18 protein-coding genes are annotated in these 19,739 nt (G+C 35.1%); 17 read left to right on the forward strand and 1 reads right to left on the reverse strand.

Translation table 11 applies throughout. The features are described 5' to 3' along the window. Window positions 1-227: 227 nt before the first annotated feature. From K8B81_RS06980 to K8B81_RS07010, 7 genes are all read left to right on the forward strand, one after another. Window positions 228-884, forward strand: a complete 657-nt coding sequence (locus K8B81_RS06980) for a DUF6766 family protein (protein WP_223680287.1) — start codon at window positions 228-230, stop codon at window positions 882-884. Window positions 885-931: 47 nt separating this feature from the next. Next, window positions 932-3,112, forward strand: coding sequence for a hypothetical protein (locus K8B81_RS06985; RefSeq protein WP_223680289.1), 2,181 nt, complete (start codon window positions 932-934; stop codon window positions 3,110-3,112). A gap of 76 nt (window positions 3,113-3,188) precedes the next feature. Continuing rightward, window positions 3,189-3,947: an SDR family oxidoreductase gene (locus K8B81_RS06990; RefSeq protein ID WP_223680291.1), complete on the forward strand. Its 759-nt coding sequence runs from the start codon at window positions 3,189-3,191 to the stop codon at window positions 3,945-3,947. Window positions 3,948-4,146: 199 nt separating this feature from the next. Beyond that, the gene (locus tag K8B81_RS06995; RefSeq protein WP_223680293.1) at window positions 4,147-6,288 is read left to right on the forward strand and encodes a catalase; all 2,142 of its coding nucleotides are present in this window, start codon (window positions 4,147-4,149) and stop codon (window positions 6,286-6,288) included. Window positions 6,289-6,303: 15 nt separating this feature from the next. Next, window positions 6,304-6,903, forward strand: a complete 600-nt coding sequence (locus K8B81_RS07000) for a YciE/YciF ferroxidase family protein (protein ID WP_223680296.1) — start codon at window positions 6,304-6,306, stop codon at window positions 6,901-6,903. Between the two features lie 95 nt (window positions 6,904-6,998). Next, complete coding sequence (locus tag K8B81_RS07005) at window positions 6,999-7,496, forward strand: DNA-deoxyinosine glycosylase (RefSeq protein ID WP_223680298.1); 498 nt, start codon at window positions 6,999-7,001, stop codon at window positions 7,494-7,496. Window positions 7,497-7,619: 123 nt separating this feature from the next. After that, window positions 7,620-8,423 (forward strand): mechanosensitive ion channel family protein, encoded by an 804-nt coding sequence (locus tag K8B81_RS07010; RefSeq protein ID WP_223680300.1) that lies wholly within the window; start codon window positions 7,620-7,622, stop codon window positions 8,421-8,423. Window positions 8,424-8,502: 79 nt separating this feature from the next. Here the strand turns inward: K8B81_RS07010 and K8B81_RS07015 are convergent, their stop codons facing one another. Next, entirely contained in the window at window positions 8,503-9,672 is a 1,170-nt protein-coding gene (locus K8B81_RS07015) for a zinc-dependent alcohol dehydrogenase (protein ID WP_223680302.1), read from the reverse strand. Window positions 9,673-9,891: 219 nt separating this feature from the next. Here K8B81_RS07015 and K8B81_RS07020 point away from each other — a divergent pair, with 219 nt between their 5' ends. From K8B81_RS07020 to K8B81_RS07065, 10 genes are all read left to right on the forward strand, one after another. Then, window positions 9,892-11,472, forward strand: a complete 1,581-nt coding sequence (locus K8B81_RS07020; RefSeq protein ID WP_223680304.1) for an FAD-dependent oxidoreductase — start codon at window positions 9,892-9,894, stop codon at window positions 11,470-11,472. Between the two features lie 5 nt (window positions 11,473-11,477). After that, on the forward strand, window positions 11,478-12,053 hold the full coding sequence (locus K8B81_RS07025; RefSeq protein ID WP_223680306.1) for a flavodoxin family protein: 576 nt from the start codon (window positions 11,478-11,480) through the stop codon (window positions 12,051-12,053). A 164-nt stretch (window positions 12,054-12,217) separates the two neighbouring features. Continuing rightward, window positions 12,218-12,658: an adenylyltransferase/cytidyltransferase family protein gene (locus K8B81_RS07030; protein WP_223680308.1), complete on the forward strand. Its 441-nt coding sequence runs from the start codon at window positions 12,218-12,220 to the stop codon at window positions 12,656-12,658. Window positions 12,659-12,759: 101 nt separating this feature from the next. Then, window positions 12,760-13,242, forward strand: a complete 483-nt coding sequence (locus K8B81_RS07035) for a CinA family protein (RefSeq protein WP_223680310.1) — start codon at window positions 12,760-12,762, stop codon at window positions 13,240-13,242. Between the two features lie 421 nt (window positions 13,243-13,663). Next, entirely contained in the window at window positions 13,664-14,071 is a 408-nt protein-coding gene (locus K8B81_RS07040; protein ID WP_223680312.1) for a YidH family protein, read from the forward strand. A 104-nt stretch (window positions 14,072-14,175) separates the two neighbouring features. Beyond that, entirely contained in the window at window positions 14,176-14,559 is a 384-nt protein-coding gene (locus K8B81_RS07045; RefSeq protein WP_223680314.1) for a hypothetical protein, read from the forward strand. A gap of 203 nt (window positions 14,560-14,762) precedes the next feature. After that, window positions 14,763-15,443, forward strand: coding sequence for an SRPBCC family protein (locus K8B81_RS07050; protein WP_223680316.1), 681 nt, complete (start codon window positions 14,763-14,765; stop codon window positions 15,441-15,443). A 189-nt stretch (window positions 15,444-15,632) separates the two neighbouring features. Then, window positions 15,633-15,788 (forward strand): hypothetical protein, encoded by a 156-nt coding sequence (locus K8B81_RS07055; protein ID WP_223680318.1) that lies wholly within the window; start codon window positions 15,633-15,635, stop codon window positions 15,786-15,788. A 145-nt stretch (window positions 15,789-15,933) separates the two neighbouring features. Next, window positions 15,934-16,326, forward strand: coding sequence for a response regulator (locus K8B81_RS07060; RefSeq protein WP_223680320.1), 393 nt, complete (start codon window positions 15,934-15,936; stop codon window positions 16,324-16,326). 122 nt (window positions 16,327-16,448) lie between these two features. Next, window positions 16,449-19,718, forward strand: coding sequence for a CheR family methyltransferase (locus K8B81_RS07065; protein ID WP_223680322.1), 3,270 nt, complete (start codon window positions 16,449-16,451; stop codon window positions 19,716-19,718). Window positions 19,719-19,739 lie beyond the last annotated feature (21 nt).

The raw sequence follows: 19,739 nt of genomic DNA on the forward strand, positions 1-19,739 counted from the left end.
CCTAAAAATCAGTCAAAAAAAGGAAAATCATCTTTAAAGCCGAATTCCGAAAACCGAATTAATTTTTTATAGCTATCTTAATTTTTTATAAACGAAAAGAAGCTGTCCTTTTGAGACAGCCTCTTTTTTATTTCTTGGCATATATTTTATAATTCTGTAAGTCCTGTAAGAAATTATATAAAGAGAAGTCTTTTTTAGTTTGTCAATTTGTAAAAACAAATGACATTATGAAAACTTTTTTACGCAATAATGGTTTAGGTATCTGCTTTTTAGCATTATTTATTGTAGCATTACTTGGGCAGATAATTTTTGGTTTTAAAGAACATAATAAAGAACTTATAGAAGAAGGGAGTACAGCCATTGAATTTTCGGCTTATCTTGTTTCCGGCCACTTTATCCAGTCTACATTTGAAAATTGGGAAAGCGAATTTCTGCAAATGGCCTTATTTGTTGTATTTACCATTTTTCTAATGCAGAAAGGTTCTTCTGAATCTAAAGATTTTGATAAGGAAGAAGAAGTAGACAGAGAACCATCACCTATCCGAAAAAACGCACCATGGCCTGTAAAAAAAGGAGGATTGGTTTTAAGCCTTTACAAACATTCACTTACCATTGTTTTATTTTTATTGTTTATAGCGTCATTTATAGCTCATTTTTACGGAAGTCTTAAAGACGAGAACGAACAGCTATCACTCAAAGGGTTGCCTGTAGAATCTGCATCAGATTATATTGGGGATTCGAGGTTCTGGTTTGAATCTTTTCAGAACTGGCAAAGCGAATTTCTCTCTGTATTTGCAATTGTAATACTTTCCGTTTATCTGCGGCAGATTGGATCATCACAATCTAAGCCAGTAGATGCACCACATATGGAAACAGGCGAATAATACCTTAAATTTTAAAAAGGGATTTTATCAATTAAAAACTTATCATTATGCACACAGTTACACCCTGGAGCGCAACTGCCCAGGCAGATATTGAAAATAGTGACATCCTTTTGGAAAGGAAATTGCTTAATTATACCTGTCAATTTTACAATACAGGCGATTCGCTCTGGATTGTAGTGCTCATGCCTGAAAATGGAAAAATAGCCTTTCGTGCAGCATTTGGTATGAATAGCTGTTTTGAAATTATCAATCTTTTTGATGACAGAGACACGATTGTCATTGTGCTAAATTCAAGACTTGGAGAGTATGAAGTCCGGGTTAATTTTCCGAATCTGACAATACCTTTACTGCATTATACAACTACTTTCAAGGGAAATACGGCCTTGATGATTCCGTTTTCGCCACGAGACATACTTCCGCTTACCCAAAATGGAAATGTCGAAAATACAAGTGGAAGAATTCATATGGAGCAATTTGGATCCAGATCAGGATTATTATTTGCTAGCATTACAAAACCACGGACAGGGTCTTTTTTTTATTTTCAAAATCTTACTTCGTTGTCTGAATATTGTGAAGCAACTAAAACGGAATCAAAAAATACTGTTGGAGGAAACTGGCCTGAAATTGGATTTCAGCTTCCTCCTACTGACGAATTACCACTTCCTTCAGGAAAAGCTTTTACTATTTCAGATGCTTATATAGTGTTTGATACTGAAATATTTGAAGAAACATCTGATATCTGTGAACATTTTTTAAATAATCTTGTTAAGATTTATAAAGTGCTGCAACAGCCTAGAATTGAATATCATAACTGGCCTGAAATTGCTCAAAAGGCAGCAACAGATTTAACTAATAACAAAGGTGCATGGACACAAAAAAACGGAATTCTGTATTTGAGTGCCTACTTATGCGATTATGAAACACCTCCTGAAAGCATGGTTCAGCTTGCTGTACTTACTCCTTTTAAAGAATATGAAGAATGGATCTCTGAAAAACAACCTATTTGTGATGATTTGATTAAAGGTCTGTCCGCTTTTTACGACCCAAAAATAAATTGTATTAATCGCTGGCTTCCTTCAATGGTTGATAAACTGGACCAGTCTGAGGAACACAAGAAGGAAATGGTGATGGATTCGTGGTATCTGCATCATCCTTTAATGAATTTGGCAAGGCTGGCTTTGGCAGGTGACAAAACTTCAGAGAAACTGGTATTGGATTCTATAGAATATGTTATAAAAGTTGCTCATCATTTTGAATATGAATGGCCCGTATTTTATAATATGGAAACCCTTGAAATAATCAAAGAAGAAACGGAACCAGGTGCTGGCGGAGAAAATGATGTTCCGGGGTCTTACGCGCATTTAATGATGCTGGTTTTTAAACTAACCAAAGAAGAACGCTATTTAAAGGAAGCAAAAAAAGCAGCAAAAAAATTAGCAGATTTGGGGCTAAACATTTTATATCAGGCTAATAATACCGCTTTTGCAGCAGGTGCATTATTAGAATTGTACAAAATTACCAATGAAAAAATATACCTGGATTTAAGCTATACCTGCCTTACAGGATTGTTTAAAAATATTCAGCTGTATGATTGCAGATACGGGTTTGGTAAAAATTACAGTAATTTCTTTTCAATTTTCCCTCTAAATAATGCGCCTTATACTGCTGCCTATGAAGAATTAGAAGTATATGCTGCATTATCAGAATATATGATTCAGGCGAAAAATGTTGAAATTTTACCGGCATTAAAAACGCTGCTTCCTGAATTCATTAAATATGCTGTTGGCAGGATTGCTTATTATTACCCTACGATGTTGCCTAAAGAAATGCTCTCTGAAGAAGTTAAAACGGGGGAAATTCAGGCTGATCTGTGGATTCCGCTGGAAGATTTATACAACGGCTGGGAAAAAAGCGGGCAGGTTGGTCAGGAAGTATATGGAGCGGGAATGGCATTTGGCGTTGTTCCTAGACAATACATCAAAATCGAGGAAGATTTTCTTCTTTTTATCGATTATCCTGCTCAATTTCATAAAAGAGGAAAAGCTGTCACCATACAACTTGATGGAGATAAGGACCTGTGCTACAATTTAAAAATTATAAAACTTAATCATCACAAGATTCAGACAAAAGTATTTCAAAATAATGAAATTCTTAAACCATTCAATAAAAGTGCGGAAAGGCATGAATATGAAATTTCGGGTCTGGGTGTAATTAAAGTAAAATGGTGATATAACAAACCTAATAAGCCTCATTTTAAATAACAACAATCAGACAAATTTTAATCAAACTCTTTATAAAACAAATATGGAAAATTTAACGAACTACTTTGGACAAAATATAAAAGATAAAAGAATTGTGATTACTGGCGGTACAACCGGAATTGGAAAAGCAATAGCCGATTTATTGATATCACTCGGCGGACGCGTGCTTATTTTTGGAAGAAACCACGAAGATTTTAAAAGTGCATTTGATGACATCAAACAAAAATTTCCTGACTGTGAGCTTTATGGCACTCCGGCCGATGTAACTAAAAAAGAAGATGTGCAAAAAATAATGGAAATAGCGGAAAACGATCTTGGAGGAATTGACATCCTTATCAACAATGCCGCTTTACCAGCTGACGGCCTTACAGGGAGCGCTTTCGAAGATTATAAATATGTGATTGATACTAATATTACAGGATATTTAGCTTTTGCCGAAGAAGCTGTTTCGAGGATGAAAAACCAAAAATCAGGGTATATTATAAACATTGGATCTATGAGTGCAGAAACAAAGTCGCCTGAAAGTACTATTTATGTTGCCACGAAGCAGGCAATAAGAGGTTTCAGTACTTCTTTGCGTAAGGAAGTCAATGCTTTTGGAATCAAAGTTTCTCTTATTGAGCCCGGAGCGGTAACAAGTGACATGCAGCCCGGTACAAAAGATGAGCACAACGAAAAAATAGATAAAATGGAAATGCTGAAAGCAGAAGACATTGCCATGAGTGTTTTATTTTGTTTGTCCCAGCCTCAAAGATGTGATATTGTAACTATGCAAATACGTCCACATCTGCAGATTATTTAGACAGTTTACGAAGAAATGGTAATTGTGAAATATACTTAAGCAATTGTATAAAATAGCCGTTTTTATATCATTTAAATTTGAAAAAAGAGGAGAACTCTTAAAGTATAACTCCCTGTTAATCTGCATCTATAAATAACAGATTTCTAAAAAAAGATCCTCCACGTTTTAATTTTAACTATGTAAAAATTCATTAATCAGTATGAAAAATTTTCAAGACGACAAACAGCGAGATTTGTCTATAAACAAATCAGACGGAACCAACAAATTCCTCACTACCGATCAGGGTGTCCGAATTAATGATGATAATAATTCTCTTAAAGCGGGCGAAAGAGGCCCTTCCTTATTAGAGGATTTCATTTTAAGGGAAAAAATCACCCATTTTGACCATGAACGTATTCCGGAAAGAGTAGTTCACGCACGTGGTTCAGGAGCACATGGCTTTTTTGAAGTAACCAATCCAATTCCAGAATTGACAAAAGCTGGTTTTTTAAAAGAAGCCGGAATTAAGACTCCCGTTTTTGCAAGATTTTCTACCGTTGCCGGTTCTCGCGGATCTACTGACCTTGCAAGGGATGTTAGAGGATTTGCTGTTAAATTTTACACACAGGAAGGTGTTTATGACCTCGTTGGAAACAATATTCCCGTATTTTTTATTCAGGACGCATCAAAATTCCCTGATCTCGTTCATGCAGTAAAACCTGAGCCTCACAACGAAATGCCTCAAGCTGCCTCTGCACATGACACATTTTGGGATTTTATATCTTTAATGCCCGAATCAATGCATATGATTATGTGGGCGATGTCTGATCGGGCGATTCCAAGAAGCTATCGAATGATGGAAGGTTTTGGAGTCCATACTTTCAGATTAATCAATGAAGCCGGAGAATCTACCTTTGTAAAATTTCATTGGAAACCAAAATTAGGAACCCACGCCGTAGCCTGGGATGAAGCACAAAAAATTTCTGGTAAGAATCCGGATTTTCACAGAGAAGATTTATGGCAGGCTATAGAAATGGGCAATTTTCCTGAATGGGAACTAGGTGTTCAGGTAATTCCATCAGAAGATGAAAACAAATATGAATTTGATTTACTCGACCCAACAAAAATTGTTCCCGAAGAAATAGTTCCGGTTACTATTGTTGGAAGAATGGTACTGAATAAAAATCCGGATAATTTCTTTGCAGAAACAGAACAGATTGCTTTTCACCCCGGACATGTTGTACCCGGAATTGATTTCTCTAATGACCCGTTGTTACAAGGAAGATTATTCTCATATACAGATACACAGCTTACCAGATTAGGCGGGCCGAATTTCCATGAAATTCCAATTAACAGAAGCGTTGCCCCCGTTCACAATAATCAGCGTGATGGGTTTATGCGTCAGGAAGTTAACAAAGGCCGAGTAAGTTATCATCCAAATTCACTAGGCGGCGGATGTCCGTATCAGGCTCAAATTGCCGAAGGTGGGTTCTCTAGTTTTAACGAACGTATTGAAGCACATAAGGTGAGAGAAAGAAGCGAGAGTTTTGCAGATCACTTCGGTCAGGCAAAATTATTCTTTAACAGCCAGACCCCTGAAGAAAAAAGCCATATTGTAAAAGCGCTTCGTTTTGAACTTGGTAAAGTAGAAACTACTGCTATCAGAGTAAGAATGCTAGGACTTCTTTCGCAAGTGGATGCACAATTAGCTGAAAAAGTGGCATTAGGTTTAGGAGCTTCTGTACCTCCAATACCTGAATTTCCTGCTAATAAAGGAGTTTCTCCGGAAAACGAAGGCGGAAATCAGGAACCTAAAACGGTTGAATCCTCTGTTAGTGTATCAGAAGCATTAAGTATGGTTAAAAATCCAACGAACTCACCTACAATCGAATCCCGAAAAGTTGCCATACTTTGCTCGGACGGAGTTTCTGAGGCAGCAGTAATGAATATCAAAAGTGCCCTTAAAAAACAAGGTGCAAAAGGATGTGTAATTGCCCCACATTTAGGATCTGTTCTTACAGATGCTGATGGAGCACTTGCTGCTGAATTTAGTTTTCTTACAGCATCCTCGGTTTTATTTGATGCAGTGTATGTGCCTCACGGAATTGGACTTAATGTTTTAGCAGAAAATGATGATGCCCTGGAATATCTTAATGATGCATACAAACATTGTAAAGTTATAGGAGCTGACGGAGAAGCATCTGAAGTATTGAGCGGAACTGCTTTTGCTTCAAAACTAACAAATGATGATCCTGGAATTATTATTACCAGCGAAGTAGGATCTGAAGCATTTGCGCAGGAATTTATCGACGCAATGGCCATGCACCGTTTCTGGGATCGTGAACCAAACTTATATATTTAATTAAAAAAAATAACCATGAAAAATTCAGAAAAACAAGGTCAGACAAATGCGACCCAAGGAAAAGCAACTGAAACAAAAGCTATAAAAAGTAATGACAAAGCAAATATTGTAGCGCCAGCCGCTGATGCTGCAACCGAATTAAAAGAACTTTTTGTTAACAGTCTGAAAGATATTTACTGGGCAGAGAACGCACTTGTGGGCGAATTGCCAAAAATGGCTGCTAATGCGAGCTCTCCGGGACTTGGAAGCGCAATCTTAGAACATCTTGACATAACTCAGCTTCAGGTAGAAAGGCTGAAACAAGTTTTCGACCTTTTAGGCGAAAAAGCCGAAGGAAAAAAATGCGAAGCTATGGCTGGATTACTCAAAGAAGGCGACAGTATTCTTGAAGAAACAACCCCAGGACCTGTTAGGGATGCTGGTATTATTGCTGCTTCCCAAAAAATTGAACATTATGAAATAGCTACATACGGAACGTTGGTTGCTTTTGCAAAAACACTCGGAGAAAATGATGCTGCAAAACTATTAACACAAACACTTGCAGAAGAAAAAGAGGCAGATTGCATACTTAACGATGTTGCTTTAAATGTCGTAAATATGGTAGCAGCTGAATAATACTATTTTTTTTAAATATATTTTCTTCCATTTTATTAGAAAACATCTGTTATACGACAGATGTTTTTTGTATTATCATATAATTTGATTTTCTTATGTATAAAACTGCTTTAGATCCTCTGATAGATAGTTCCAGCAAAATATTGATTCTCGGAACAATGCCGGGCGATCAGTCTATCGCTAAACAGCAATTTTACGGGAATAAGGGAAATCATTTCTGGAAAATCATATTTACTATTTTTAATGAAGATTATATCCAATCTTATGAGGACCGCAAAATCTTTCTTAAAAAATATAAAATTGCCCTCTGGAATGTCTTAGCCTCCTGTATCAGAGAAGGAAGCAGCGATTCTAAAATAACCAACGAAACAGTAAATGATTTTGTCAATTTTCATAAACAATATCCAAACATTCAGTATGTGTTTTTTGAAAGTAAATCGGCAGCTAAATTTTTCTATAAATATTCAACTCCACAAGCAGGTATATCTTATCACACCCTTCCCTCAACCAGTGGCTTACATGCAGGAATCTCTTTCAATCAAAAAGTCGAAATGTGGAAAATTATAGCAGAAACAGCAAATGATTTAAGCTAAATTAAATTGAAATTTTATCAAAAAGTAGTCATCTAATTATATAAATAAATTGTTTAATAGTGTAAAAATTCTCATTTGTGTCTTTATTATTTTTAATCATAATGAAATAATTTAATGTGAATTATGGAAGAGTTTTTCAGAGATATTGTAAATCATATAAAGGGATATTATAACAATATTGTTGACCTTATGCCAAAATTACTACTGGCTGTTGCTGTCATTTTAATTTCATGGTTTATAGCATCACGTGTCAGGGGATTTGCAGACAGAAGATTAAAAATCAGAATGCATGACCCGTTATTGGCAACTTTTATTGCAAATCTTCTTAAAGCTGTCCTTATAATAATTGGCTTCCTGTTTATGTTTCGTGTTATCGGACTTACGGGAGTAGCACAAAGTATTCTTGCCGGAGCCGGCATATCAGCTTTTATCATTGGATTTGCGCTTAGGGATATTGGTGAAAATTTTTTAGCCGGAATTTTGCTGGCATTCAAAAGACCGTTTTCTGTCGGAGATATTATTGAAACCAATGGTGTAAAGGGAAAAGTAGTAGCCCTTAATTTACGCGACACTCAAATAAAAAGCGCCAGCAAAAACATTTATGTGCCGAATGCCCTTTTAATAAAAAATACTCTCATTAATTTTAATAGCGATGGATATTTACTGCAGGATTTTACCATTGGACTTGAATATGGTTCTGATTATAGAAAAGCACTGGATTTGATTACCGAAGTATTGAAAAAAGACAGTGAAATTGTAGACAAAGATTATTTCAATTCAGCGGTAGTTTCCGGCATTACTGGAAATACCATTCAGATCAACGTAAGATACTGGGTAAAAACAGATCTTTCTATAAGTGAGCATCTTTCTGAAATGATTATAAAAGTCACTGAAATGCTGAAGGAAAACGGATTTACTATCAAATAAATGTACGTTAACATATAAAAATAAAATCCTAATTCTCTAATTCATCTTAGGGAATTAGGATTTTGTTTTTGACTAAAAACTACTGCCATGGATCTAATACAACTTTCACACAGCCATCTTCTCTTTTCTTAAAAATATCATAAGCATGAGAAATTTCAGATAAGGGCAATCGGTGTGTAATGATATCATCTAGTTTCACCTTGCCCTGAACTACATATTCTAAAAGCTTATCAATATGTTTATGAGCCGGAGCCTGACCTCCTTTAAGAACTATTCCTTTATCAAAAAACTGCCCAATAGGAAAATTATCATAATTTACCCCATAAACACCTAATACGGAAACAATGCCACTACGTCTCACAGCACTCATACAGGCTTCAAGAACTTTAGTAGATCCTTTTTCAAAATTTACTGTAGCTTTTACACGATCAGCAAAACTACGATCCGGCTCAAAACCTACTGCATCAATACATACGTCTGCTCCGCGACCTTGTGTAAGAGCCCGAATCTGCTCAATTACATCTTTTGCGCCATCTTCCCAAAGTATTGTTGTAGCTCCTGTTGTTGCTTTTGCTTTGTCCAGTCGAAATTGTAACGTGTCTACAATAATGACCTGATCAGCCCCGCGAAGCCAGGCACTTTTGGCAGCCATTAAACCCACAGGACCAGAACCAAATATCGCCACGGTTTCACCCCCTTTTACTTCTCCCCAATCCACTCCTGTATATCCGGTTGGGAAAATATCCGTCAGGAAAAGCACTTCTTCGTCAGTTAAATTCTCAGGAACAATTCTGGGACCATAGTTCGCATAAGGTACGCGTACATATTGTGCCTGACCTCCATCGTACCCGCCATATAAATCGGTATAGCCAAAAAGTGCACCTCCTTTTTCTGTTAATATCCCTCCTTCTGGTCCATAATTCTCAGGGTTGCTATGCTCACAATTTCCAGGCACATCATGATTACAGAAAAAACAATTTCCGCATGCAATTGGAAAAGGGACAACAACCCGGTCTCCTCTTTTAAGATGGGTAACGGCAGAACCCGTTTCTTCTACTATCCCCATAAATTCATGTCCCAGAACCATTGGTCTTGGCTGCGGAAAACCTCCTGAATAAATATGCAAATCAGATCCGCAAATTGCAGTTGAAGTTACCTTTAAAATAATATCATCTTTTTCTTTTAGCTTAGGATCATCTACTGTATCGTATTTAATCGATCCCGGTCCGTGTATGACTGCTGCTTTCATAGTATATTTTTTTTAAATTAAGAATTGTAAGTAACTACTATTAAGCAGCTTAGTTTTACATTATTTAGCCTAAGTCTTACATAAATACACAACTGGCAATCCTATAAAATTTAAAAATAAAATTGTAAGAATTGAATATTGATCGATAGTAGCTTTGAAACATTTCGCTTACTATACTTTACATCGCTATTAATTGATTTTTTATTTAAAAAATATCTTATGGATTCAGAAAATATATTAAAAAACTCCAGCATAACTTCAGGTGAAAATGTTTCATTTTGGATTGATTCTTCTCCTATCATTTCAGGCGATAAGCCAAATCAGGATATTGACACAGAAGTACTTATTATTGGAGGCGGAATTGCCGGGCTAACCACAGCTTATAAATTGCTCAAAGCAGGTAAAAAAGTTGTAATTGTTGAAGACGGTTTTATTGGAAGCGGCGAAACGGGACGTACTACAGCCCATTTAACCTGCGCCTTAGATGACAGATACTATTTCCTTGAAAATACCTTTGGAGAAGAAGCAGCAAAACTAGCTGCTGAAAGTCATGCAGCAGCAATAGATGAAATTGAAAAAATTGTAGATGATTTAAATATTGAGTGTTCTTTTAAAAGAGCAAATGGATATTTATTTCTTCATCCTACTGACAAAGAAAAAAACTTAGAAAAGGAATTTAACGCTACACAAAGAGCTGGATTAAAAACTGCTTTATTAAAAGGAATTCCTGGATTAGCAAATTGTGAACAACAATCGTGCGTTGCTTTTAGCAATCAGGCGCAGTTTCATGTCTTACATTATTTAAAAGGGCTCGCTGACGCTGTTATTTCGCTTGGCGGAATTATCTATACCGAAGCCCATGCAGAAAATATAACGAAAAAGGGAGCTAAAGTAAATGGTTTTACTTTTTCAGCAAATCATATTGTTGTAGCCACAAATACCCCGATTAATGATGTTGTGACCATGCATACGAAACAGCATGCGTACAGAACGTATGTAATTGCCGGCAAGGTTCGAAAAGGAACACTTCCCTACTCGCTTTGGTGGGACACGGGCGATCAGGAATCAAAATGGGTTTCGCAGCCTTATCACTATGTGCGTTTGGAAAGTTTTGATGATCATTATGACTTGCTGATATCAGGAGGAGAAGATCATAAAACAGGTCAGGCAGATGAAGAAAACATTCCTGAATCTGCTCGCTATGACAGACTAGAAGCATGGACAAGAAATTATTTTCCGATGTTAGAAGATGATCTTACTTACAGATGGTCAGGTCAGGTAATGGAACCGGTGGATTCATTAGGATTTATGGGGAAAAATCCCGGCGACGATAATATCTATATTATTACCGGGGATTCCGGAAATGGCATGACGCATACTACAATTGGTGCTATGATTATTTGCGACAGCATAATGGGCATTAAAAACAAATGGGAAGATTTATATAATCCGTCAAGAATTACTTTGAAAACCACAGGTGATTTTATCAAAGAAGCGGGCAATATGGCTTCACAATACCTGGACTGGATAAGTGGGTCCGATTTGGATAACACAGCCGATTTGCCACCCGGTGAAGGTGCAATAATTAACTCCGGATTAAAGAAAATCGCAGTGTATCGTGATTATGATAATGCTTTAAAAGCATTTTCTGCAGTTTGTCCTCATCTTGGGTGTGTGGTACAATGGAACAATGATGAAAAATCTTTCGACTGCCCGTGCCACGGTTCCCGATTTGATTCGGAAGGAACCGTAATTAATGGTCCGGCACAAGGGGATTTATCCAAAATTCATATTAAATAAAAAACATGAAAGCTATTATACTTTTGGCTACCTTAAAAAATAAAGGACGCTCGAATACCGAAACGCTCGTTGAATTTCTTGGAGAATATCTGAGCAAACAAAGCATTGAGTATGAAGTTATAAAACTAGCCAGCCATACGATTCTCCCAGGAACATTTATACACTTGGATACAGAAGATGACTGGCCTGAAATTTATAATAAAATTCTTGAAGCTGAAATTATACTATTTGCAACTCCAATCTGGTGGAACAATCATTCTTCTGAACTTCAAAAATGCATTGAGCGCCTTGATGAAGTTTACGATATCATTCTGTCAGGAGAGGATTCTCCACTTGACGGAAAAATTGGGGGTGTAATTGTAACTGGAGACTCTGATGGTGTCGAACATATTACAGGAAATATTGCTAATTTTTTCTGCAGCATCGGAGTTACGTTGCCTCCTTATTCCTCACTTGGTGTCATATGGGAAGGCCACGCTAAAAATTCAAAGAAAACAAAAGCACAACTGCTCAAATATTATAAAGATAATTATGCTGAAGATGCAAAAGCAATGGCTCAATCATTAAAAAAGGCAATCTAAACTGAATACATAATTTCTACATCCAAGCCAATTAGAAAAATGTAAATTATATAATTCTTAAAAGTCGTTTTGTAAGAAATAGTTAGCGTTTAGATTTATTTTTGTGGGATTCATGTACAAATAAACCACTTAACGATTTGAAATAAACGTAATAAAAAAGTAAAATGAAATTAAATAAAACAACAACCGGAATTACATTTAGTGCATTTGATTTATTACATGCAGGCCATGTGAGAATGCTTGAAGAAGCAAAACAGCATTGTGACTATTTAATTGTAGGATTACAAACTGATCCAACGCTGGACAGACCAGAAAAAAATAAACCTACGCAATCTGTTGTTGAGCGCTATATACAGCTTAAAGGCTGCAAATTCGTTGATGAAATTATTCCATACGCCACCGAACAGGATCTTCTGGATATATTGCAGGCGCTTCCTGTCGATGTAAGGATTCTGGGAGAAGAATATAGAAATAAAAATTTTACAGGCCGTGAATATTGCGAAAAAATGGAAATAAAACTTGTTTTCAATAAACGTAATCATCGCTTCTCAAGCAGCGGACTCAGAAAAGAAGTATATGAACGTGAATGCTTAAAATTAGTCTGATTATGATACATCCGGATATTGCAATACGCTTTATAAAAAAAGAAAAAGGTAAAAAAATACTCCTTAGCAGCGAGCATTAATAATTTATAAACTAAAATCTTATGCCTTCAGATATTGTGATGAAATGCAGTAAAGCAATTGCAGCAAAAGGATGCAATATTGCTTTTGCAGAAAGCGCTACTGCCGGCAGAATGAGCGCAGAATTTTCAATGACTTCTTATTCAGGAGAAATTTTGCGTGGCGGTATTGTTTGCTATGATGTATTTGTAAAGGAACAGATTTTAAATGTTCCCCACATAACTATTGAAAAATACACTCCGGAGTCAGCAGAAGTCACGCAGTTACTGGCACAGCAGGCAGCCAAAATATTCAATTCAAAAATAACTGTCGGGATTACCGGATTAACAGGTCCCGGAGGCAGTGAGACTGAAGAAAAGCCTGTAGGTACGATTTTCTTTTACATCATAACTCCTACTGAAAAAATAAGCCATAGAGAAGTTTTTCAGGGAACTCCGGAAGAAATAGTATTAAAAACAATTGACAAAACGGCAAAACTTATTTTGGACAGTATCGCTAGTTTATAACTTCAATAAAAAGCTGTAATCCTGATTCAATATAAAAGTTTACAGCTTTTTATTTTAAATTCTGCACCTATAGACGAAGTGACTAAAATGATGATACAACCGTCATTGCACCGGCTATTGAAAAACTGGTACGGTAAATTGATTGGATCAACTTTTTGTTTCTGATTGATACCGGGATTAAAAAATTTACCACTGCTGGGTGCCTTGATTGAAGATGCTATAATTGGCCCTGAAAATTTAGAAAAATAAAATAAAGCTCCAATCGCAACAGATTCTGATAACGCGTCATCTCTTTCACAAATAAGTTCAGTTATATCGCCCCCGGAGAATTTCGCGGCTATAAAAAAGAATTCTTTAATGAAGCATTAAACTGGGTTCAGGGGAACGAAACAAAAAATACAACTAATTAAAATAGTCGATAGTGGACAACAAACAAAATAAAAAAATGATCAATGAACAGATGTCAAATGAGAGAACTTTTTTGTCATGGATTCGCACGGGCATTGGAATCATGGTATTCGGTTTCGTGATTGTAAAATTTTCATTGTTTGTAAACCAGTTGCCAGCCATATTTTTTAAAGACGCCACCATTCCTAAAAACGGATTTACAATATTTATCGGTATTGCATTAGTATTGACAGGAGCTTTGACTATTCTATTATCTTACTGGAAATACAAACAAACGCATAAACTGCTGCAAAAAGGTGAATATTTATATTCAACTATGTTATTGACAACATTAACTGTGATCATTTTTGTAATGAGTATTGTCATTATCGCTTATCTGATCCTGCCGGCTTATCCTCTCATATTACCTATCTACAACTAACAGACTAATAACCTGTAAATTATGTAATTACAACTGCATTGTGATGTAAATTTTTGATTCTTAGTACCTGTACTTTAGCTATATAACCTCAAAATTTAATTATTATGAATATAGATGAAAGAGAAAACTACGATCAAAGTGATCTGTATTTTCAAGATAAGGAACAATACAAAGATGACGATTCAGTATCAAATGTATTAGATAATTCAATTACGAATGACGAAGAACAGAATATTTACAATCAACAAGATCCGGATGAAGATTACAGAGATCCGGATGATATGGATCCGGATGAGCTCGAAGATGAAAATTTCACAGATGCAGATGAACTCGAAGAAGAGGATGATTTGTTTGAAGACAACGATGAAACTGATGACTTAGAAGAAGATGATCTGGAAACCAATAATTTTGATGAAGATGATGATGATTTAGATGAAGATGACAGCATTAGAAACAAAAGGGAATTGTATCGTGACAGAGATCTTTAATCAATTTAAAATAACCGTTCTCTCAGGGCGGTTATTTTATTTAAACATTCATTCTATCAAATCATTTAAAATACAACTTAAAGATAAGCACACAAAATTTTATAATTTATCTGTGAAATAGTATAATCCAATATTTTGCTAATCTGCATATTTTTAATGTTTAAACTAAAAAAATATAATCGAGAAATATTAAAATAAAAATTATGGAAACCAACACATTTACACCGGCACCTACACAAAAAAAATCAAAATTAAAAACCAATGTATCGACACTTGAAAGAATCGCAATGATCACCAGCGGAACATACTTGTTATACAAAGGTCTGTCACAGGAAAAGAAAAGCCCTGTACAAATTGGTACAGGAGGTACCATGCTGCTAAGAGGATTATCCGGATATTGCCCAATTTATGATGCTGTTGATCATTTAAAAAATGATAAAGCTTCAAATGTAAATATCAGGATTAACAGTACAATCAATAAGCCCATAAGTGAAGTTTATGCTTTCTGGCGTGATTTTGAAAATTTACCTAAATTCATGAATCACCTTGATTCAGTTAAGCCATTAAGTTATACCACTTCTAAATGGACTGCTAAAGGTCCGGCAGGAATTGGGAAAATTTCATGGATAGCTGAAATTGTTAAAGACGAAAAAGAAAGACTGATCAGCTGGAATTCACTTCCTGATTCATCAATCAAAAATGCTGGAAAAGTTGTTTTCAGACCTAGTGGTGAAGGCACAGAAATAATCGTAACCATCTCTTATCACGCACCACTTGGAATTGCAGGCGAAGGTGCCGCAAAACTTCTTAATCCCTATTTTGAAAAAATAGTAAAAGATGATCTTTTAAATTTTAAAACTTATTTAGAATCAAATGAGCATTAAATATAATAATGCTAAAATTATCAATCAACCCTGTAAATTATTTGGATTTGCAGGGTTATTTATTTTCAAGGCACAAAAGACTCATACCTATATGGGTATTATATAATATAATAACAGAATTATATAAATTTAATGTTAATGTGCGGAATATTTTTATAAGAATTAATTGACTTGCCAAATTTAAGCCTTATGAAAAAATCGTACCTAACCACTATTTTACTTGTCGCATTTGTGGCCATTATAAGCAGTAATTGCTCTCCTCACTGTGATGATGAAGATTACACAAGAGATCAAAAGGAAGCAGTTCTGCATCAGAAAGATTCGGTTAAAATCCTGGTCGATTAATGTAATTCCAACTATTTAAAGATTTTAAACTGTAAATTCTTATTATGATAAAAATTCTACACTTCTATATAATTTGACGGTTGAATCTGCTTTTTAAAGAATAATTTTTAAAGTAATTATTTGAAATAATTCAATCAAAACAATTATGAGATATAAAAATATTTTACAGATTGATGATGATTATGATGATTGTGATTTCTTTCTGGAAGCGCTGGAAGAAGTATCAGCCACAGCCTCCTACACTGCAATTCATAATCCTGTTCAGGCATTACAAAAGCTTGTTTGTAATGAAATACATCCAGATGTTATTTTTCTTGACATTAACATGCCTGTTATGAATGGTATGGAGCTGTTAGTTGAAATGAATAAAAAAGGACTCATAAAAGACATACCTGTAATTATACTTTCTACCTCAATACCGTTAGATTTTGCAAATAAACTTGAGGATTTGGGAGCGACTGGTTATTACATCAAACCAAGCGATTTTGGGGCTATGAAAACGATTTTACAAAATTGTCTAGGTTTTTATAACAATTAATAAACACCTGTTAATAACAATCTTGCGCTTTTAAGTGTAAATATTACATAATTCCCACTTAATACTAAAAGCGTTGGTTTTATAGTAAAACACTGGTTATATTTGTTGAAAATTTTTTTCTCATGAAAGTAACCGAAGCTGATGAAATCCGATATACAGTCAAAAAATTTCCAATTGTAGGTATTGGTGCATCTGCGGGAGGATTGGATGCTTTTAAAAAAGTAGTTTCTGCAATATTGCCAGACTCAGGAATGGCTTATATTATTGTACAGCATTTGTCACCAGATTATCCCAGCAGTCTTACAGAAATCCTATCCGAATACTCACCTATTCCAGTACATGAAATAATCAATGATATAAATCTTTTACCGAATAACATTTACGTTATTCCTGAGAATAACTTACTTGTAGTAGAAGAAGGGACGTTACGACTTAAACAGAGAACCCGGGGCGAAAGACGAAATAATACTATAGACGTTTTTTTTGAATCACTTGCTGATGTGTACAGAACCTTTGCCATTGGTGTAATACTTTCAGGAACTGGTTTTGACGGTACTGCAGGATTCAAAAAAATTAAGGAACTTGGAGGTGCTACGATAGTTCAGGATCCTGAAACTGCAGCTTACAAAGGAATGCCTCAAAGCCCTATAGATACTGATGCAGCCGATTATATTCTGGCTCCTGAAAAAATTCCGTCACAATTGATGGAAATACGAAACAGTTATATTTCGAATTATGGTTACACAGAAGAAGAACATATCCCGGGAAATGACGAGGAAATCATCTTAAAAATCATCAATCTTATTTTTTCAAGGACAGGTAATGATTTTAGACACTATAAACATCCTACGATAAGACGCCGTATAGCGCGGAGGATGGTTATAGCAGAAAAAAATACCATTGAAGATTACTATAATTTTTTAAGAAACAGTAAAAATGAGCAGGATCTCTTATTTAATGATTTCTTAATTCACGTCACCTATTTTTTCAGAGATGAGGATGCTTTTGAAAATCTTTCCAGAACCGTTTTTCCATCCTTAATCAAAAACATTACAAATAACAACTTACGAATCTGGGTAGCAGGTTGTTCTACAGGAGAAGAAGCGTACTCTTTAGCCATTTTTCTTCATGAATATTTTTTAAAAAATAACATCAACGATATTAAGGTACAGATTTTTGCTTCTGACATATCCGAAAAATGTATTTCAAAAGCCAGATCCGGCATCTATTCTTACCAGGATGTTCAGACCGTTTCAGAAGAAAGACTTCAAAACTATTTTACTAAAAGTGAGGGCAATTACCATATTAACAAAGTCATTCGCGATATGTGTATTTTTGCCGTTCATAATTTTGTAAAAGATCCTGCATTTGCAAGAATCGATTTAATTACCTGCCGCAATACACTTATCTATTTCGATCCTTACCTGCAAAATAAAGTTTTAGGTACTTTTCATTATTCTTTAAAAGAAAAGGGTATGCTATTTCTGGGAAAATCAGAATCAGTAACCCACTCTCCGGATTTATTTGAGAGCATAAAAAAACATGAAAGAATATATGCGCGTAAGTTTGTACCAGGACGATATACGACACAGTCATTTAAACCCGTTCCGGGCAATTTGCAGGTCAAACTGCATACATCTGAAATGAAAGCTTCCCCGGAAGATGATTTCAGGAAAATTACTTCAGAAATCTTACTAACGAAATATACTCCAGCCAGTGTCATTATCAATAAAAACCTTGACATTGTACATTTTCATGGTGACACAAGTCCATTTTTAGCACCTTCACCAGGAAAGCCAAATTTTAATATTTTAAAAATGGCACGTGAAGGTATTTCATTCGAATTACAGAATGCTATTTCAAAAATAAAAGAAGAAAAAGAAAACATCAGGAAAGACGACATTAAGGTCAACGGACAGCCCTATCAGATTTCTTTCGAAATATTTTTACTTCCAAATGACGATGAACACCTTATGGTTCTTTTTTATAAGATGCCACTCCCTGATTCAGATAAAAAACTGCATGATAAATCTGCGCAAAAACGTATTAATGAACTTGAGAAGGAACTGATACAGTTAAGGGAAAACATAAAAAGAATTACGGAAGAGCAACAAACTGCTTTTGAAGAATTACAAACAAGCCATGAAGAATTACTGAGCAGTGGTGAAGAACTGCAGGCGATGAATGAAGAACTTGAAACTACGACTGAAGAACTGCAATCAAATAATGAAGAATTAGTGTGTCTTAATGACGAACTTATAGATCGCCAGAAACAGCTTATATCCATGCGTAATTATTCCGAATTAATTGTTAATACCATTCGTGAGCCGCTATTAGTTACAAGTAAAGACTTTGTTATTAAAAGTGCTAACCCTGCATTTTACGATTATTTTAATACAAGGGATAAAATTACTGAGGGTCACAGTCTTTTTGAAATTGGAAATTGCCAATGGGACATTCCGGAATTTAAGGAACAATTGATTAAAGTTGATGCTGAATTCTCTATAGATAACTTAAAAGTAGATCTTGTATGTCCTGACAACAATAAAAAAACCATTATAGTAAATGCCAGCCTTATAGCTGACTCAACTCCTGAAGGCTTAATTCTTCTGGCACTGGAAGATATTACGGATTTAGTAGCCACAAATGAATTACTGACAAATAAAAACATCGAATTACAAAAGCAAAATGAGGAGCTTGAAGCTTTTACTTCTGCAGCAAGTCACGATTTACAAGAACCACTCCGAAAGATTCACATGTTCTGCAAAAGAATTTTTGAAAATGAAGAAGGTTTAAGCGAAACTGCAAAACATAATCTCGAAAGAGTACTTTTCTCAGTTACAAACATGAGTCAGTTAATTGCCGACCTTATTAATTATTCGAAAATTACCTTTGTAAAGAAAGAATATAAAAAAACAGATCTAAATGTTGTTTTAAAAAAAACAGTTGCAGATATAAGGGATTCTATTGTAGAAAAAGAAGCTATAATTACTATTTCACCCCTTCCACAATTAAACATCATATCCCATCAGATACAACAGCTTTTTACAAATTTAATTCTTAATGCTATAAAGTACACCAAAGAAAATATTATACCGGAAATTAAAATTGAAACAACGCAGCCTTTGACTGAGGAAATACTTGAAATTAACGGAAACAAAGACAGCAATTACGTAAAAATTACAGTAAGTGACAATGGTATTGGCTTTAATCAGGAATATGCAACTAAAATATTTGACCCTTTCTACAGATTACACAACAATGATCAATATCATGGAAGTGGTTTAGGGTTAACGCTTGTAAAGAAAATTGTTGACAACCACGAAGGTTTTATAAAAGTATTTAGTAAAGGAGATCAGGGAACTACTGTGCACATTTACTTACCTGAATAACAAAAGGCACCAAAAATGGTG

Origin of the sequence: Flavobacterium hibisci, assembly GCF_020026925.1 — a bacterium.
Taxonomy (GTDB): Bacteria; Bacteroidota; Bacteroidia; order Flavobacteriales; family Flavobacteriaceae; genus Flavobacterium; species Flavobacterium hibisci.

What these genes read in the sequence shown, in the direction of transcription:
- K8B81_RS06980 (WP_223680287.1), top strand. Translation starts at nt 228, where the DNA reads ATGAAAACTTTTTTACGCAATAATGGTTTAGGTATCTGCTTTTTAGCA.
- K8B81_RS06985 (WP_223680289.1), top strand. Translation starts at nt 932, where the DNA reads ATGCACACAGTTACACCCTGGAGCGCAACTGCCCAGGCAGATATTGAA.
- K8B81_RS06990 (WP_223680291.1), top strand. Translation starts at nt 3,189, where the DNA reads ATGGAAAATTTAACGAACTACTTTGGACAAAATATAAAAGATAAAAGA.
- K8B81_RS06995 (WP_223680293.1), top strand. Translation starts at nt 4,147, where the DNA reads ATGAAAAATTTTCAAGACGACAAACAGCGAGATTTGTCTATAAACAAA.
- K8B81_RS07000 (WP_223680296.1), top strand. Translation starts at nt 6,304, where the DNA reads ATGAAAAATTCAGAAAAACAAGGTCAGACAAATGCGACCCAAGGAAAA.
- K8B81_RS07005 (WP_223680298.1), top strand. Translation starts at nt 6,999, where the DNA reads ATGTATAAAACTGCTTTAGATCCTCTGATAGATAGTTCCAGCAAAATA.
- K8B81_RS07010 (WP_223680300.1), top strand. Translation starts at nt 7,620, where the DNA reads ATGGAAGAGTTTTTCAGAGATATTGTAAATCATATAAAGGGATATTAT.
- K8B81_RS07015 (WP_223680302.1), bottom strand. Translation starts at nt 9,672, where the DNA reads ATGAAAGCAGCAGTCATACACGGACCGGGATCGATTAAATACGATACA.
- K8B81_RS07020 (WP_223680304.1), top strand. Translation starts at nt 9,892, where the DNA reads ATGGATTCAGAAAATATATTAAAAAACTCCAGCATAACTTCAGGTGAA.
- K8B81_RS07025 (WP_223680306.1), top strand. Translation starts at nt 11,478, where the DNA reads ATGAAAGCTATTATACTTTTGGCTACCTTAAAAAATAAAGGACGCTCG.
- K8B81_RS07030 (WP_223680308.1), top strand. Translation starts at nt 12,218, where the DNA reads ATGAAATTAAATAAAACAACAACCGGAATTACATTTAGTGCATTTGAT.
- K8B81_RS07035 (WP_223680310.1), top strand. Translation starts at nt 12,760, where the DNA reads ATGCCTTCAGATATTGTGATGAAATGCAGTAAAGCAATTGCAGCAAAA.
- K8B81_RS07045 (WP_223680314.1), top strand. Translation starts at nt 14,176, where the DNA reads ATGAATATAGATGAAAGAGAAAACTACGATCAAAGTGATCTGTATTTT.
- K8B81_RS07050 (WP_223680316.1), top strand. Translation starts at nt 14,763, where the DNA reads ATGGAAACCAACACATTTACACCGGCACCTACACAAAAAAAATCAAAA.
- K8B81_RS07055 (WP_223680318.1), top strand. Translation starts at nt 15,633, where the DNA reads ATGAAAAAATCGTACCTAACCACTATTTTACTTGTCGCATTTGTGGCC.
- K8B81_RS07060 (WP_223680320.1), top strand. Translation starts at nt 15,934, where the DNA reads ATGAGATATAAAAATATTTTACAGATTGATGATGATTATGATGATTGT.
- K8B81_RS07065 (WP_223680322.1), top strand. Translation starts at nt 16,449, where the DNA reads ATGAAAGTAACCGAAGCTGATGAAATCCGATATACAGTCAAAAAATTT.